General features: G+C 70.4%; 14 protein-coding genes. 9 read left to right on the top strand and 5 right to left on the bottom strand.

The genetic code is table 11. From position 1 onward, the window contains the following. Position 1: 1 nt before the first annotated feature. Entirely contained in the window at positions 2-1,219 is a 1,218-nt protein-coding gene (locus tag OG446_RS20885) for an extracellular solute-binding protein (protein ID WP_328895472.1), read from the bottom strand. A gap of 270 nt (positions 1,220-1,489) precedes the next feature. Between OG446_RS20885 and OG446_RS20880 the strand changes: the two genes are divergently transcribed. From OG446_RS20880 to OG446_RS20855, 6 genes are all read left to right on the top strand, one after another. Beyond that, the gene (locus OG446_RS20880) at positions 1,490-2,398 is read left to right on the top strand and encodes an SIS domain-containing protein (RefSeq protein ID WP_328895471.1); all 909 of its coding nucleotides are present in this window, start codon (positions 1,490-1,492) and stop codon (positions 2,396-2,398) included. Between the two features lie 171 nt (positions 2,399-2,569). Beyond that, on the top strand, positions 2,570-3,502 hold the full coding sequence (locus OG446_RS20875) for an ROK family protein (RefSeq protein ID WP_328895470.1): 933 nt from the start codon (positions 2,570-2,572) through the stop codon (positions 3,500-3,502). Beyond that, positions 3,502-4,665 (top strand): N-acetylglucosamine-6-phosphate deacetylase, encoded by a 1,164-nt coding sequence (gene nagA, locus OG446_RS20870; RefSeq protein ID WP_328895469.1) that lies wholly within the window; start codon positions 3,502-3,504, stop codon positions 4,663-4,665. Before OG446_RS20875 ends, nagA begins: the two co-directional genes overlap by 1 nt. A 149-nt stretch (positions 4,666-4,814) precedes the next feature. After that, complete coding sequence (locus tag OG446_RS20865) at positions 4,815-5,756, top strand: 1-phosphofructokinase family hexose kinase (protein ID WP_328895468.1); 942 nt, start codon at positions 4,815-4,817, stop codon at positions 5,754-5,756. A gap of 56 nt (positions 5,757-5,812) precedes the next feature. Beyond that, positions 5,813-6,676, top strand: coding sequence for a class II fructose-bisphosphate aldolase (locus OG446_RS20860; protein WP_328895467.1), 864 nt, complete (start codon positions 5,813-5,815; stop codon positions 6,674-6,676). 87 nt (positions 6,677-6,763) lie between these two features. Next, the gene (locus OG446_RS20855) at positions 6,764-7,162 is read left to right on the top strand and encodes a hypothetical protein (RefSeq protein ID WP_328895466.1); all 399 of its coding nucleotides are present in this window, start codon (positions 6,764-6,766) and stop codon (positions 7,160-7,162) included. A gap of 66 nt (positions 7,163-7,228) precedes the next feature. On the opposite strand, the gene OG446_RS20850 is transcribed toward OG446_RS20855, so the two are convergent. Further along, positions 7,229-8,242 (bottom strand): CBM35 domain-containing protein, encoded by a 1,014-nt coding sequence (locus OG446_RS20850; protein WP_328895465.1) that lies wholly within the window; start codon positions 8,240-8,242, stop codon positions 7,229-7,231. Between the two features lie 164 nt (positions 8,243-8,406). Continuing rightward, positions 8,407-10,056, bottom strand: coding sequence for a diguanylate cyclase CdgB (gene cdgB, locus OG446_RS20845; protein ID WP_328895464.1), 1,650 nt, complete (start codon positions 10,054-10,056; stop codon positions 8,407-8,409). 373 nt (positions 10,057-10,429) lie between these two features. Between cdgB and OG446_RS20840 the strand changes: the two genes are divergently transcribed. Next, positions 10,430-10,936, top strand: a complete 507-nt coding sequence (locus tag OG446_RS20840; protein ID WP_328895463.1) for a flavin reductase family protein — start codon at positions 10,430-10,432, stop codon at positions 10,934-10,936. 96 nt (positions 10,937-11,032) lie between these two features. On the opposite strand, the gene arfB is transcribed toward OG446_RS20840, so the two are convergent. Next, positions 11,033-11,458: an alternative ribosome rescue aminoacyl-tRNA hydrolase ArfB gene (arfB, locus tag OG446_RS20835; RefSeq protein WP_148019380.1), complete on the bottom strand. Its 426-nt coding sequence runs from the start codon at positions 11,456-11,458 to the stop codon at positions 11,033-11,035. 201 nt (positions 11,459-11,659) lie between these two features. On the opposite strand from arfB, the gene OG446_RS20830 reads away from it, so the two are divergent. After that, entirely contained in the window at positions 11,660-12,235 is a 576-nt protein-coding gene (locus OG446_RS20830) for a TerD family protein (protein ID WP_328895462.1), read from the top strand. Between the two features lie 309 nt (positions 12,236-12,544). Next, on the top strand, positions 12,545-14,137 hold the full coding sequence (locus tag OG446_RS20825; RefSeq protein WP_328895461.1) for a M4 family metallopeptidase: 1,593 nt from the start codon (positions 12,545-12,547) through the stop codon (positions 14,135-14,137). 72 nt (positions 14,138-14,209) lie between these two features. Here the strand turns inward: OG446_RS20825 and OG446_RS20820 are convergent, their stop codons facing one another. Continuing rightward, positions 14,210-15,676, bottom strand: coding sequence for a M1 family metallopeptidase (locus tag OG446_RS20820; protein WP_443050179.1), 1,467 nt, complete (start codon positions 15,674-15,676; stop codon positions 14,210-14,212). Positions 15,677-15,709 lie beyond the last annotated feature (33 nt).

The raw sequence follows: 15,709 nt of genomic DNA, 5'->3' as shown, positions 1-15,709 counted from the left end.
GCTACTCCGCGCTCTCGGCCGCCGAGGACTCCTGCGCGATGTGCTGGAGCACGCTCTCCGGGTTCGCGCCCGGCTCGACCGCCTTGCCGATGTTCTCCTTGATCGACTCACTGGCCTGGGCCCAGGACGTCTTGCCGAACGGATAGAACTCCGCGTCCGGCAGCGCGGCCAGGAACTCGTGCAGCGGCTTGTACTTGGCGGTGTCCTCCATCGACGCCGACGCGCTGTCCGTGACCGGCAGCAGGTCGTACTTGTCGGCGAACGCGATGACGTTCTCGTCGCTGAACATGAAGTCGAAGAACTTGCCCATCTCGACACGATGGCCGTTCTGCTTGAACCCCATGATCCAGTCGGCGACGCCCATCGACGTCTTGGTGGGCCCGTCGGCGCCGGGCAGCTGCACCATGCCGAAGTTGACGCCCTGCTTCTGGGCCTCCTCCATCAGGGTGGGGTGGCCGTTGAGCATGCCGACATGGCCCTTGGTGAACGCCTCGAAGGCCTTGGCCCGGTCGAGCTTGCGGGGGGCGACGGGTCCGACGAGACCCTTGTCTACGAGGTTCGACTTCAGCCAGTTGAAGGTATGGACGTTCTCCGCCGAGTCGATGTCGTACGAGCCGACGTCGTCGGTGTAGCCACCGCCGCCGCTGAGCAGCCACATCATGGTCTCGGCCTGGGACTCCTCCTGGCCCAGCGGCAGCGCGAACGGGTACGTCACCCCGCGCTGCTTGAGCGCCGCGGCGTCGGAGGCTATGTCGTCCCAGGTCCGCGGGGCCTTGAGGCCCGCCTGGGAGAAGAGGTCCTTGTTGTAGAAGAGCAGCCGGGTGCTGGCCACGAACGGCAGCCCGTACTGGATACGGCTGACCCGGCCGGCGTCCGCGAGCTTCGGCAGGAAGTTGGCCTGGGTCGGAATGCTGAGCATCTGGTCGGCGGAGTAGAGCTTGCCGGCCTTGGCGTAGTCCGCGTACGCGCCGATCTGCGCGATGTCGGGGGCCTTTCCGTCCTTCACCATCTCGGCGACCTTGCGGTCGACGTCCGTCCACGGATAGACGGTCACGTCCACCTTGATGCCGGGGTGGGACGCCTCGAAACTCCGGGCGACCCCGTCCCAGTACGTCTGTGACTTGTTGCCCTCGCCGGTGCCGTAGTCGGCCGCGACCAGTTTCAGCGTGACGTCGCCCGAGCTCCCGTCGCCTCCGCAGCCCGCCAGCGCGACAGTCATCCCCAGTGCGGCAACAACCGCCGTCAGTCCCAAGTAACGCCGCTGCACAGCCCAGTCCGTCCTCGTTGATTGCGCCACCCGCGGCACCCACGTCGGCATGGGTGCCCTCCGGATGAGCTGCGATTTTGCATCACGCCCGAGAAGGAGGTCTACACCACCGGGGTATCGCTTCCGCAACACGGCAGCATTGCACGGGACGCGGAGCGACTGCTAAGGAGGTCTCGGCCGGGCCCGACCCGGCCGCCGCCCAGCCGCGAGGAGCCGTCCAGCATGTCCCGTACCGCATCAGAAATTGCCACCCAGCCCAGCTGCTGGCGACGTGCCGCAGAGGCGGGTGCGGCCTTCGACGGGCTGCCGCGTCCGGGCGAGCGGGTCGCCGTGACCGGGTGCGGCACCTCCTGGTTCATGGCCATCGCCTACGCGGCACTGCGGGAGGCCGCAGGACAGGGCGAGACGGACGCGTACGCCTCCTCGGAGTTCCCCGCCGGGCGGACGTACGACCGGGTCGTGGCGATCACCCGTTCCGGTACGACGAGCGAGGTGCTGGCGCTGCTGGGCGAGCTGCGCGGCAAGGTGGCCACCGTCGCGCTGACCGCCGACCCGAAGACGCCCGTCATGGACGCCGCCGACACCGTGGCCGTGCTGGACTGGGCGGACGAGGAATCGGTCGTCCAGACCCGGTTCGCCACCACGGCACTCGCGTTCCTGCGGGCCGGCCTGGAGGCGGCGGGCCCCCTGCCGGCCGGGGTGAAGACGGTCGCCGAGGCCGCCGTCGACGCGGAGCTCGCGGTGACCGAGCCGCTGGACGAGACGGTGGTCGCGGCCGAGCAGTGGACGTTCCTGGGGCGCGGCTGGACCTACGGGCTCGCCCAGGAGGCCGGGCTGAAGATGCGCGAGGCGGCGGGCGCCTGGACCGAGTCGTACCCCGCGATGGAGTATCGGCACGGCCCGATCGCGATCACCGGTCCGAACCGGGTGGCCTGGGTCTTCGGCCCGCTGCCCGAAGGCCTCGCCGGTGAGGTCGCGGCGGTCGGCGGGACGCTCGTCGCGCACCGGTCGGCGGACCCGATGGCCGATCTGATCCGGGCGCAGCGGCTCGCGGTCGTCCTCGCGGAGTCGAAGGGCTACGACCCGGACCATCCGCGGAATCTGTCGCGCAGCGTGATCCTTCCCGGATAGTTCGGACAGCTCCCTCGTCGGGTCGCACCCGGGTCGCGGCCGGTTGCCACCGGGTTGCGTCCGGGTTGCGGCCGGTTGCCGCCGGGTTGCGGCCCCGATTTTGTATGGATGCGCAACAAACAGCGATAGTGGACTAGACCTTTTGGGGGTCGTCGGGCGAAACTGTTTCCCGTGAAACACGTCATCGCCCTCGATGTGGGCGGCACCGGAATGAAGGCCGCACTGGTCGGGGCCGACGGCACCCTGCTCTACGAGGCACGGCGCGCGACCGGCAGGGAGCGGGGCCCCGACGCCGTCGTGGAGTCGGTCCTCGCCTTCGCGGCGGATCTGCGCGCGTACGGCGAGGAGCACCTCGGCGAGAGCGCCCTCGCGGCCGGCGTCGCGGTGCCCGGCATCGTCGACGCCGAGAACGGGATCGCCGTCTACGCGGCGAACCTCGGCTGGCGCGACGTACCCATGCGCCGACTGCTCGGCGAACGGCTCGGCGGCGTACCCGTGGCCCTCGGTCACGACGTCAGGACCGGCGGGCTCGCCGAGGGCCGGATCGGTGCGGGCAACGGCGCCGACCGCTTCCTGTTCGTGCCGCTGGGCACCGGGATCGCCGGCGCCATCGGCATCGCCGGCAGCATCGAGGCGGGCGCCCACGGCTACGCGGGCGAGATCGGCCACATCGTGATCCGGCCGGACGGCCCGGACTGCCCCTGCGGCCAGCGCGGCTGCCTGGAGACGCTGGCCTCCGCGGGCGCCGTCAGCCGGGCCTGGGCCGCCGCCTCCGGCGACCCGGAGGCCGATGCCGCCGACTGTGCCAAGGCCGTCGAATCGGGCGACCCGAAGGCCGTCGCGGTCTGGAAGGACGCCGTCGACGCGCTCGCCGCCGGACTCGTCACCGCGCTCACCCTGCTCGACCCCCGCACGCTCATCATCGGTGGCGGTCTCGCCGAGGCCGGGGAAACCTTGTTCACACCACTCCGTGCGGCCGTCGAGGAACGCGTCACGTTCCAGAAGCTGCCCCACATCGTCCCGGCGGCCCTCGGGGACACCGCCGGATGCCTGGGCGCAGGGCTGCTCGCCTGGGATCTTCTCTCCACGGAGGTATCCGCCTGATGGCCGGACGCGCAGACAGCACCGTTCTCGCAGGTGCCCGGGTGGTACTCCCCACCGGGACCGTCGAGAACGGCCGGGTGATCGTCGAGGGCACCCGCATCGCCGGCAGTTCGGCGGAGGGCGCCCCGACCGTCGACCTGTCCGGCCACTGGATCGTTCCCGGCTTCGTGGACATGCACAACCACGGAGGCGGCGGCGCCTCCTTCACCTCCGGCACCGTGGACGAGGTCCTGACCGGCGTCCGCACCCACCGCGAGCACGGCACCACCACCCTGGTCGCCTCCACCGTCACCGGCGAGATGGACTTCCTCGCCGAGCGCGCCGGCATCCTCTCCGAGCTGGTCGAACAGGGCGACCTGGCCGGCATCCACTTCGAGGGCCCGTTCATCTCCCCGTGCCGCAAGGGCGCCCACAGCGAGGGCCTGCTGCGCCACCCGGACCCGGCCGAGGTCCGCAAGCTGATGGACGCGGCGCGCGGCACCGCGAAGATGTTCACCCTCGCCACCGAACTGCCCGGCGGCATCGACTCCGTACGGCTGCTCGCCGAGCACGGCGTCATCGCCGCGATCGGGCACACGGACGCCACGTACGAGCAGACCGTCGAGGCCATCGACGCGGGCGCCACCGTCGCCACGCACCTGTACAACGCGATGCCCGGCCTCGGCCACCGCGCGCCCGGCCCCATCGCCGCCCTCCTGGAGGACGAGCGGATCACCGTCGAGCTCATCAACGACGGGACGCATCTGCACCCCGCCGCCCTGGAGCTCGCCTACCACCACGCGGGCGCGCACCGCGTCGCGCTGATCACCGACGCCATGGACGCGGCCGGGTTCGGCGACGGCCAGTACCAGCTCGGCCCGCTCGCCGTCGAGGTCAAGGACGGTGTCGCGCGGCTCGTCGAGGGCGGCTCCATCGCGGGCTCCACCCTCACCCTGGACACCGCCTTCCACCGGGCCGTCACCATCGACCGCATCCCGGTCGGCGACGTGGTGCAGTCCATCTCCGCCAACCCGGCCCGGCTCCTCGGTGTGTACGACCGGGTCGGCTCCCTGGAGCCCGGCAAGGACGCCGACCTCGTCGTCCTGAACGAGGACTTCCGGGTCGAGGGCGTCATGCGCAAGGGCGAGTGGATCATCCAGCCGCAGGCCGTCCGGTCCGCCTGACCGGGTTGCCCTCCGCGTAACGAAGAGACGGCGGTTGGTCCCGACGTCTGGGCCGACCGCCGTCTCTTTGGCATGATCGCGAAGGAAACCAGCAGGGAAAGCGCGTTCTGGAAAGAGATCCGCGCTCCACGGATCGAGAGGGGCCGAGGGTGATCCTCACGGTCACGCTGAACACGGCACTCGACCTGACGTACGACGTCCCGGCACTCGTCCCGCACTCCAGCCACCGCGTCACCGCCCTCTCCGAGCGCCCCGGCGGCAAGGGCGTCAACGTCGCCCGGGTCCTCACCGCCCTCGGCCACGACAGCGTCGTCACCGGCTTCGCCGGAGGCGCCACCGGGGCCGTCCTGCGCACCATGCTCGCCGCGCTCCCCGCCGGCCCCGCCGCCGTCACCGACGCACTCGTGCCCGTGGCCGGCGACACCCGCCGCACCCTGGCCGTCGTCGACCGCGCCACCGGGGACACCACCCAGTTCAACGAACCCGGACCGCACGTCACCGCCGACGAGTGGACCGCGTTCCTCACCTCGTACGGCGAACTGCTCGGCGCCGCCGACGCCGTCGCCCTGTGCGGCAGCCTGCCGCCCGGCATCCACGTCGGCGCCTACGCCGAACTGGTCCGCCTCGCCCGCACCGCCGGCGTCCCCGTCCTCCTGGACACCAGCGGCGAACCGCTGCGCCGCGGCATCGCCGCCCGCCCCGACCTGATCAAGCCGAACGCCGACGAGCTCGCCCAGCTCACCGGCTCCCGCGACCCCCTGCGCGGCGCCCGGGACGCCCGCCGGCGCGGGGCACACGGGGTGATCGCCTCGCTGGGGGCCGACGGCATGCTGGCGGTCTCCCCCGACGGCACCTGGCAGGCGTCCCCGCCCGCGCCCGTGCGGGGCAACCCGACCGGGGCAGGCGACTCCGCGGTGGCCGGGCTCCTGTCCGGAATCGTGGAGGGCCTGGACTGGCCGGACCGGCTGCGACGGGCGGTGGCACTGTCGACGGCGACCGTGCTCTCCCCCACGGCCGGTGAATTCGACCGTGCGGCGTACGAGGAGCTGCTGCCGCGCGTCGGTATCGAGGAACACGCAGACGCGGCCTGAAGGCCGCGCCCCCACCGGACCCGCCCGCCGGGCCCGAGGAAACCACAGAGGTCAGCATGCCGCTCGTCAGCACCGGTGAACTCGTCTCCGCCGCCCAGGCCCGGGGACACGGGATCGCCGCCTTCAACGTCATCACGCTGGAGCACGCCGAGGCGATCGCCGCCGGGGCCGAGCGCGCCGGCGCCTCCGCCATCCTCCAGATCTCCGAGAACGCCGTGAAGTTCCACGGCGGCCGGCTCGCTCCCGTCGCCGCCGCGGCGGCGGCCGTCGCCCGCACTTCCAGCGCCCCGCTCGCCCTCCACCTCGACCACGTCGAGTCCGTGGAACTGCTGCACCAGGCGCACGAGACGGGCTTCGGCTCGGTGATGTTCGACGCCTCCAAGCTGAGTTACGAGGAGAACGTGCGGGCCACCGCCGCAGCGGTCGCCTGGGGCCACGAGCGCGGCGTCTGGATCGAGGCCGAACTCGGCAAGGTCGGCGGCAAGGAGGGCGAGGCACCCCTCGACGCCCACGCCCCCGGTGTCCGCACCGACCCGGACGAGGCCGCCGCGTACGTCGCCGCCACCGGTGTCGACGCCCTGGCCGTCGCCGTCGGCTCCTCGCACGCCATGACCGAGCGCACCGCGGCCCTGGACCACGAGCTGATCGGCCGGCTGCGCGACGCCGTCCCCGTCCCGCTGGTGCTGCACGGCTCCAGCGGCGTCCCGGACGAGGAGATCCGCCGGGCCGTCACGACCTCGGGCATGGTCAAGATCAACGTGGGTACGGCGCTGAACACCGCGTTCACCGGAGCCGTGCGCGCCCATCTGGCCGAGCACACCACGGGCGTGGACCCGCGCAAGTACATCGCCCCGGGCCGCGAGGCGATGACCGTGACAGTGACGGGATTCCTGGCGCTGATGAATTCGGACACAGCATGACTCAATCGTATGTTCGATTTTGATCAGCCGAAAAATATGCTCACTACTTCGACGCCCAGGAGAAGGAGCACAGTGAGAAGGAAGACGATGGCTGGGGCGATCCTTTCGGCCGCCCTGCTGACTGCAGCAGCCGCAAATCCCGCCCAGGCCGCAAGCTCCGCCACCCCCTCGTACCGGGGATGCAGCACGACCGGATCATCCGGCCAGATCAAGATCGAAAACTGGCACGGCCCCGGCGCCACGGTGAAGCTGACCATCGGCGTGTACGACACCGCGGCTGATGGTCACCACGCCCGAATCCGGCTCCTGTCCCAGGACACGTTCGGCAAGACGCACTACTGGCCGTGGCGGATGAACTATGACGGCTCCGGCACCAGCAAGACCTGGACCACCACCGCTTCGCACACCAACGGCCTCTTCGAGCTCGGTGTGAACGTGGCTACGTTCGAGGGCAACACTCTGCTGCGTTCCTGCACGGACTGGTAACCGCCGGTCCCGCAGAACAGTCTGTGCTCGTTGGCGGCGCTCCGCGCGCCGCCAACGAGCAGTTCATCACTGGAGGTGACCCGACTTCAGCGACAACTGGTCGAGATACGCTTCACACGAATCTCCCTGCTCACAGGCGAGCTTGATGGTGTTTGAGCCCTCATTGAGACTGATCCAGCCGAACGTGGTCGTCCAGCCCTTCTCCCAGTCGCCCTCCGCCGCCTGTGCGAAGTTCTTCATGTTGATCGATTGAGGCTTGGCACCATTGACGGACAAGGACGTCTTGCCGTCCTTGCCGGGCACCGCGTACGTCACATAGAGCGTGTAGTCACCGCTCTTGGGCACATCAACAGTCCATTCGGCGGACCGGCCCACCCCGTTGAGATCGACGTACGAACCGCCCGCACCCTTTGCGCCCTTGACCGTGTTTGCCAGAACGGCGGTGCCACCGAGCTTCAGCGACGCCGCGTCCTGCTTCGGGAGCTCGACCGGGGCGTCGGCGCTCTTGGACTGCTCCGGCGTCGGGGACTGCTCGACCTCACCGGACGCACCGGCCGAGGACGTGGCCTCGTCCTTCTTCCCGCCCTTGTCGTCGTCGTCCGTCATCAGCGCGACGCCGATGCCGATGAGCACGACCGCGACCACCGCGAGTGCCCCGATCAGCAGGCCCTTGTTGTTCGGACCGCTCCGGCCGGGACCGCCACCACTGCCGCGGCCGCCCTGGTGCGGCACCTGCGCGGTCGTTCCACCGGGGTACGTCTCGGGGGCCGCGTACTGCGCGTTCGGCTGGCCGTACTGGCCGGGCTGTCCGTTCGGCTGGCCGTACTGCGCGTTCTGCTGGCCGTAGGGCGCCTGCTGCTGCCCGTACGCCTGCTGCGGCGGCACCTGCCCGTACTGGCGCTCGCCGACGGTCCGCACCTGGTTGTACGAGGTCCGGGGCACGCCCGGCTGCGCGGCGGGTCCCGGGTAGCCGTAGCCGCCCTGTCCCGGCGGCTGCGCGCCGGCCGCCTGTCCGTCCTCGTAGAGGTAGCCGAACGGATCGTCGTCCTCGGGTGTGCTCGCGCCGTTGTTCCCGGCCATCCCTGGGTCACTCCTCACCATGTCGCCAGCCGTCGCCGAATCTCGCCAGCCGTCGCCGACCGGCCGAGCCTACCCCGAACGGACCACACCGAGAATTGCCGGAGGCGGGGCGGCGACCGGCGTGAGACAGCCCACGCACCCCCGCGGCGACGGGGCGGCGAACGTCAGCCGGCCCTGCGGTGAACCTTGGACCGGGACCGCTTCTCGACGTACATCCGCTGGTCGGCGGAGCGCAGCACCTCTTCCGCGGTCATGCCGCAGGCGGCCCAGCCGATGCCGAAACTCGCCCCGACCCGCACCGCCCGGCCGTCGACCCGAATGGGCGGAATGATGGCGTTACGCAGGCGTACGGCCAGGTCCGCGGCGTCTGCGGACCCCAGCCCGTCTGCGAGGACGACGAATTCGTCACCCCCGAGCCGGGCGACGGTGTCCCCGTCGCGGACACAGGTGGTCAGCCGCCGGGCGACCTCGATGAGAACCGCGTCACCCGTGTGATGCCCGAAGCGGTCGTTGATCGACTTGAAGCCGTCCAGGTCGCAGAAGAGGACCGCGAGCCCCTTCGCCCCGTCGTCCTTCACCGTGTCCGGTGCGACGGAATGCACATGGTGGTCGTACGGCCCGACGCCCCGGCCGACGTCGAACCCGTCGGCGGGGAAACCGTGCGCCCGCGCCTCGTCGACATCTCCGTACGCCGCGTCCAGCGCCTCCACGTCCGTGGACACCACGGAGTGCGGGCGCTCGCACAGCCGCGCACTGAGCCGGGCCCGCAGCTCCGCGCTGTTGGGCAGCCCGGTCAGGGCGTCGTGCGAGGCGCGGTGCGCAAGGTTCAGCTCGTGACGCTTGCGCTCCTCTATGTCCTCGACGTGGGTGAGGAGGAAGCGCGGCCCGTCCGCGGTGTCCGCGACGACGGAGTTGCGCAGCGAGACCCACAGATAGGTGCCGTCCCTGCGGCCCAGCCGCAGCTCGGCACGGCCGCCCTCGGCGGAGGTGCGCAGCAGGGTGCCGATGTCCTCGGGGTGGACCAGGTCGGCGAAGGAGTAGCGGCGCAGCACGGAGGCGGGACGGCCCAGGAGCCGGCACAGGGCGTCGTTGGTGCGCAGCAGCCTGCCGTGCTGGTCGCCGCCCATCTCCGCGATGGCCATGCCGCTGGGGGCGTACTCGAAGGCCTGGCGGAAGGATTCCTCGCTGGCCCGCAGCGCCTGTTGTTCACGCTCCAGGCGGACCAGGGCGCGCTGCATGTTTGCCCGGAGCCGGGCGTTACTGATCGCAATGGCCGACTGGGACGCGTACATCTGGAGCGCCTCGCGGCCCCAGGCGCCGGGCCGGCGGCCGTTGCGGGGGCGGTCCACGGATATGACGCCGAGGAGGTCGCTGCCGCCGCCCGAGGCGTACATCGGGGCGTAGAGCCGGTCCTGCGGGTGCCACTCGTCCTCGAAGCGGGGCTCGGGGCCCTCGGTGTGCCACTGCGGGACGTCGTCGTCGAGGAGGACCCAGCCGTCGGTGTGGGGTATGAAGCGGAGCTCGTCCCATATCTCGCCCATGGCCAGCCGGCGTTCCCAGGAGGTACGGGAGCCGACGCGGCCGGTGATCAGGGCCTCGGCGGCGCTGTTGCCGGCGAAGGCGGCGACCACGAGATCACCGTCGGGACGGACGAGGTTGACGCAGGCAAGCTCGTAGCCGAGACCGGCGACGATTCCGTCGGCGACGGTCTGCAGTGTGTCGGCCAGGCTCCGCGCCGTGTTGAGATCGGCTACGGCCTGGTGCAGCTGCCGCATCGTCGCAAGACGGACGTACGGCTCCGACTCGGCCTCCATTGCTCGCACTCCCCGAGACCTCGACAGCACTCCAGATTTCATATCGACGTACCTGACGTACTCACTGCAGTGTCACGGCCACTGAATCACAGTGAGCTGTGCACCCGGTACACAGGGTCAACAAATATTGCGCTCTGTGACTCAAGTCACAACAGATGGTGAAGGGTGTTGTGTGGTAAGCGTCAGCGGTCCGTCCTTTTCTTGAACGCAAAACGCAAATCCCTGTCACCGCGGGCCCGGAACGCGCAGGTCCTAGGACCCGGCTGGTCCCCTGGCCCGATGCGGGGGCCCACCGTACGCGGCTAGCGTTCCCGGTGTGTTGCAGACGAAGCCCCCCGCCCCGCGTACCGAAGCCGTCCCCCATGCTGAGGGGGTGAGCAACGACGAGTTCCGCGGCGCCCTCGCCCGGCTGGCAGCCGGAGTGGTGCTGATCACCGCGCAGGAGCCCCCGCTCGACGAGCACGGCCGCGGCGAGGACGTGGGCATGACGGCGACCGCCTTCATGTCGGTCTCGCTCGACCCGCCGCTGGTCATGGTGAGCCTGCGCAACGACTCCCGGATGGACGACCTGCTGGCGGAGCAGCCGCTGTGGGCCGTCTCCGTACTGGCGGAGAGCCAGCGGCACATCGCGGGACGGTTCGCCATGAAGGGCCGGATCAGCGACCGGCTGCTGTTCGAGGACATCCCCTATGTACGGGGCGACGTCACCGGCGCCCCTCTGGTCGGGGGCGCGCTCGCGACGCTGGAGTGCCGCACCGAGCAGCGGATCACCGCGGGTGACCACACGCTCGTGATCGGCCGGGTGCTGGGTGCGCAGCTGCCGAGCGGGGACGGCAGCCCGCTGACGTACTTTCGCGGGCGCTACCGGCAGCTGGGCTGACGCGGCAGTACGGAGACGGGCTCGGTACGGAAGACGGGCTACCCATCGCGGGCGGCTCTACCAGTCGCGGGCGGCGCTACCAGTCGCAGGCGGGCGCTACCAGTCGCGGCCGGAGCGGCCTCGCTTGGTGTCGCCGCGCTGCTTCTTCTCGCGCAGCCGGCGTTCGTTGATCCCGCGCGGGATCTTCCGCTTGACCCGCGGCTTGGGGGGCGGCGCCGTGGCCTCGGCCAGCAGGGCCGTGAGCCGCACGAGGGCCGTCTCCCGGTTGCGCCACTGCGAGCGGTGCTCCGAGGAGCGGACGGATACGACGCCGTTGACCAGCCGGCTCGCCAGTCGCTCCAGCGCGCGCTCCTTCCACACCTCGGGGAGCGACTCGGTCGCCGCGAGGTCGAAGCGCAGCTCCACCTGGGAGTCACTGGTGTTGACGTGCTGCCCTCCGGGCCCGGAGGACCGCGAGAAACGCCACATGAGCTCGGCCTCCGGCAGGGAGACCGCACCGCGGATGAAATAGGGCCCGGACATGACACCCATGTTCCCCGCCCCACGCATGGTTCGTCACCTCCTTTTGCCGCACGCTTCCTCCGTCTGCCCGCACCCCGTCATCAGTTCGGTAAAGAAAGTAAAGGCGGAAGGAACCTCACGGTCCCCTGCCTGCGTTAGGAACTGTGACGGTAGCTTCGTGATGGCACGAAGCCCGCAGACGACAGATGAAAGGGACTTCCCATGGCAGTAAGCCTGTCCAAGGGCGGCAACGTCTCCCTCACCAAGGAGGCCCCCGGCCTCACCGCCGTCACGGTCGGCCTCGGCTGGGACGTCCGTACCACCACCGGCACCGACTTCGACCTCGACGCGTCCGCGATCGCGGTCAACGCCGCGGGGAAGGTCTTCTCCGACGGCCACTTCGTCTTCTTCAACAACAAGGCGACGCCGGACCAGACCATCGTGCACACCGGTGACAACGTCACGGGTGAGGGCGAGGGCGACGACGAGCAGATCAACGTCAACCTGGCGGGCCTGCCGGCGGACATCGACAAGATCGTCTTCCCGGTGTCGATCTACGACGCCGAGACCCGCAGCCAGAACTTCGGCCAGGTGCGCAACGCCTACATCCGCATCCTCAACCAGGCCGGCGGCGCCGAGATCGCGCGCTACGACCTGAGCGAGGACGCCGCCACCGAGACCGCCATGGTCTTCGGCGAGCTCTACCGCAACGGTGCCGAGTGGAAGTTCCGCGCCGTGGGCCAGGGCTACGCCTCGGGCCTGCGCGGCATCGCGCAGGACTTCGGCGTCAACCTCTGACGCTCAGCACAACGCTTCACGGGAGCCCCCGGCCGAACGTCCTGCGGCCGGGGGCTCCCGCGTGTCCGCATACCCCGCGTGCCCCCCGCACCGAATGCGCACGTACCACTGAACGCACCCAACGTGGCGCGCGACACGCGCTGTTGCCCCATCGATGGGAGTCCGCCGGATAGCGGACACGGACGCAGTCCAGTCGGACAAGAAACGGTCAAAGAATTGTGAGGTAATTGTTGGTACACCGTCAAAATTGGTCATTCGGTGGCACGCTCCCTGCTCGTAACCCCCCACGGAACGAGCAACGGAGAACGCATGACCCCCCACATGAACACCCGTCGCGCCGCAGCCCTGGCCGCCGTGGCCGCGATGGTCGTCGTCGGAGTGCAGACCGGTGCGGCGAACGCCACCCCGGGCGCCTCCGACGGCGGTTCCTCCGCCTCCCCCCGCACGTCCACCCCCGCCTCCCCCGCCTTCAACAGCGCCTCCGCACGCACGAGCGCCATCAAGTCGGCCCAGACCGAAGCCTCTTCTGCCGCCGCCGCCCTCGGGCTCGGCACCCAGGAGAAACTGATCGCCCGTGACGTGATCAAGGACGCCAACGGCACCGTCCACACCCGCTACGAGCGCACCTACGCCGGACTGCCCGTCCTCGGCGGCGACCTCGTCACCCACACCGCCGGCAGCGGCAAGCTCAAGGGCGTCACCAAGGCGACGAAGGCCCGGATATCCGTGCCGTCCACGACGCCGAAGATCAAGACGGCGGCAGGCGCCCGCAAGGTGATCTGGGCGCGCGGCACCACGCCCGTCCTCGCCTTCGAGACCATCAGGACCGGCGTACAGAAGGACGGCACCCCGAGCCGGCTGCACATCATCACGGACGCCGTCACCGGCAAGAAGCTGCACAGCTACGAGGCGATCGAGACGGCCGGTATCGGCAACAGCCAGTACAGCGGCAAGGTCGACCTCTCCACCACCGCGTCCGGCTCGGGCTTCGAACTGACCGACGGCGACCGCGGCGGCCACAAGACGTACGACCTGAACCAGGGCGAGAGCGGCACCGGCGACCTCGTCACCGACGACGACGACACCTGGGGCGACGGCACCGGCGACGACCGCCAGACCGCCGCAGTCGACGCCCACTACGGCGCCGCGAAGACCTGGGACTTCTACAAGTCGGCCCTCGGCCGCGACGGCATCGCCGGTGACGGCAAGGCCGCCTACTCCCGGGTCCACTACGGCGACGCGTACGTCAACGCGTTCTGGGACGACAGCTGCTTCTGCATGACGTACGGAGACGGCGCCGACAACAAGAGCGCCCTCACCGGCCTCGACGTCGCCGGCCACGAGATGAGCCACGGCCTGACCGCCGCCACCGCCAACCTCGACTACGCCGGGGAGTCCGGCGGTCTCAACGAGGCGACCAGCGACATCTTCGGCACCTCCGTGGAGTTCTTCGCCGACAACGCCACCGACGTCGGCGACTACCTCATCGGCGAGAAGATCGACATCAACGGCGACGGCACCCCGCTGCGCTACATGGACAAGCCCAGCAAGGACGGCGGCTCGGCCGACTACTGGGACAGCAGCGTCGGTGACCAGGACGTGCACTACTCGTCCGGCGTCGCCAACCACTTCTTCTACCTGCTGGCCGAGGGCAGCGGCGCGAAGACCATCAACGGCGTCGACTACGACTCCCCGACCTCCGACGGCTCCACCGTCACCGGCATCGGCCGGGACAAGGCCGTCCAGATCTGGTACAAGGCCCTCTCCGAGTACATGACCTCCACCACCGACTACGCGGCCGCCCGCGTCGCGACCGAGAAGGCGGCGACCGACCTGTACGGGGCGGACAGCGCCGAGCTCGCCTCGGTCAGCGCCGCCTGGAGCGGCGTCAACGTGAAGTAACCCTCTCCGCGTTGCTCCAGGGAGCCGGTCAGCCGTCCGCGGCGGGCCGGCTCCTGCGCTTCCGGAAGCCGATCAGCCATCCGCGGCAGGCCGGTCCCTGCCGTACAGCCAGTCCTCCCACAGCTCCGACAGGTCCTCGCCCGTCTCCTCCTCCACATACGCCGTGAAGTCCGCCGTCGAGGCGTTGCCGTGCCGGTGCGCCTTCGTCCAGCCGGCGAGCAGCGCGAAGAACTCCTCGTCGTCGTCGACCGCTTCGCGGATCTTGTGGATGACCATGGCCCCGCGCCCGTACACCGGCTGCTCCGAGATGTCCGCGGCGCTCGGCGGATCGGCGGGCGGGAAGGCCCAGTTGTCCTCGTCCTCGTACGCCTCGTCGAACGACTCCTGGGCCGGGACGTCCTCCTTCTCCTCCTCCCAGAGCCACTCCGCGTACGTCGCCAGTCCCTCGTTGAGCCACATGTCGCGCCAGGTCGCGGGCGTCACCGAGTCGCCGAACCACTGGTGCGCCATCTCGTGGACGAGCAGGCCGACACTCGGCGGGCCGGGGAAGAACGGCCGGTTCTGCGTCTCCAGCGCATAGCCGGAGTCCCCCTTGCGGTCCACGATCGCGCCCGTCGCGGAGAACGGGTACGGGCCGAAGTGCTCGGCCTCCCACTTCACTACCTCGGGGAGCCTGGCCAGCGTTGCCGCGCTCGCCCTCGCCGACTCCGGGTCCACGGCGGTGAACACCGTGATGCCGTCCGCCGTCGTCGACGTCTTCGTCGTGAAGCGGCCGACGGCCAGGGTCGCGAGGTAGCTCGCCATCGGTTCGGCGGTGTGCCAGCGGTAGGTGGTGCGGTCCCCCACCGTCGTCGGAGGCCCGGCCGGCACCCCGTTGGAGACCGCCGTCAGCCCCTTGGGGACGGTGACCGTCAGGTCGTACGCGGCCTTGTCGCTCGGGTGGTGGTTGCCGGGGAACCAGGCCATCGAACCCGTCGGCTCCCCGAGGGCGAGCGCGCCGTCGTCGGTCGGCAGCCAGCCCTCCTCGGAGTCGTCCGCATCGGTGATCGTGCGCGGGGAGCCCGAGTAGCGGACGACGGTACGGAACGTCTCGCCCCGTTGGAGCCGGTCCTCGACCTTCGCGTCCGTACGCAGCGTCAGCTCGTTGCCCGCCCGGTTGACCGCGGCCGGACGCCCCTCCACGGTCGCCGAGTCCACGGTCAGACCGGCGAGGTCGAGGTTGAACGAGCTCAGGTCCTGGGTCGCCCGTGCGGTGATCACGGCGGTCCCGCGCAGCGTCTGCTCGTCCGGGTCGACGTCGAGCGTGAGGTCGTAGTGCGTGACGTCGTAACCGCCGTTGCCGAGCTTCGGGAAGTACGGGTCGCGCAGCCCGGAGGCGCCGGGCTTGCCCTCCACCCCGCCGCTGCCGGCGGTGCAGGCGGGGGCGAGGACGGCGAGGGCGAGGAGCAGGGCGGCGGAGCCGGCCGCCCTGCGGGGTGCGCGTGCCGTGCCGCGTGCCGTGCCGCGTGTCGTGTCGCGTGCCGGAGGTCGGTGATCCACGCCGGTGATCCTATGTGCGGAATGTCCGGGTCC

Source organism: Streptomyces sp. NBC_00236 (assembly GCF_036195045.1).
In the GTDB taxonomy this organism is placed as follows: Bacteria; Actinomycetota; Actinomycetes; order Streptomycetales; family Streptomycetaceae; genus Streptomyces.
The sequence above is the reverse complement of the archived record's forward strand: the minus strand, read 5'-3'. Positions and strand labels throughout refer to the sequence as shown.

Coding starts and splice junctions, on each gene's coding strand:
- arfB (WP_148019380.1), bottom strand. CDS start 11,458: ATGTCCGGGCCCTATTTCATCCGCGGTGCGGTCTCCCTGCCGGAGGCC.
- OG446_RS20885 (WP_328895472.1), bottom strand. CDS start 1,219: ATGACTGTCGCGCTGGCGGGCTGCGGAGGCGACGGGAGCTCGGGCGAC.
- nagA (WP_328895469.1), top strand. CDS start 3,502: ATGGCCGGACGCGCAGACAGCACCGTTCTCGCAGGTGCCCGGGTGGTA.
- OG446_RS20825 (WP_328895461.1), top strand. CDS start 12,545: ATGACCCCCCACATGAACACCCGTCGCGCCGCAGCCCTGGCCGCCGTG.
- cdgB (WP_328895464.1), bottom strand. CDS start 10,056: ATGGAGGCCGAGTCGGAGCCGTACGTCCGTCTTGCGACGATGCGGCAG.
- OG446_RS20850 (WP_328895465.1), bottom strand. CDS start 8,242: ATGGCCGGGAACAACGGCGCGAGCACACCCGAGGACGACGATCCGTTC.
- OG446_RS20855 (WP_328895466.1), top strand. CDS start 6,764: ATGGCTGGGGCGATCCTTTCGGCCGCCCTGCTGACTGCAGCAGCCGCA.
- OG446_RS20830 (WP_328895462.1), top strand. CDS start 11,660: ATGGCAGTAAGCCTGTCCAAGGGCGGCAACGTCTCCCTCACCAAGGAG.
- OG446_RS20880 (WP_328895471.1), top strand. CDS start 1,490: ATGTCCCGTACCGCATCAGAAATTGCCACCCAGCCCAGCTGCTGGCGA.
- OG446_RS20860 (WP_328895467.1), top strand. CDS start 5,813: ATGCCGCTCGTCAGCACCGGTGAACTCGTCTCCGCCGCCCAGGCCCGG.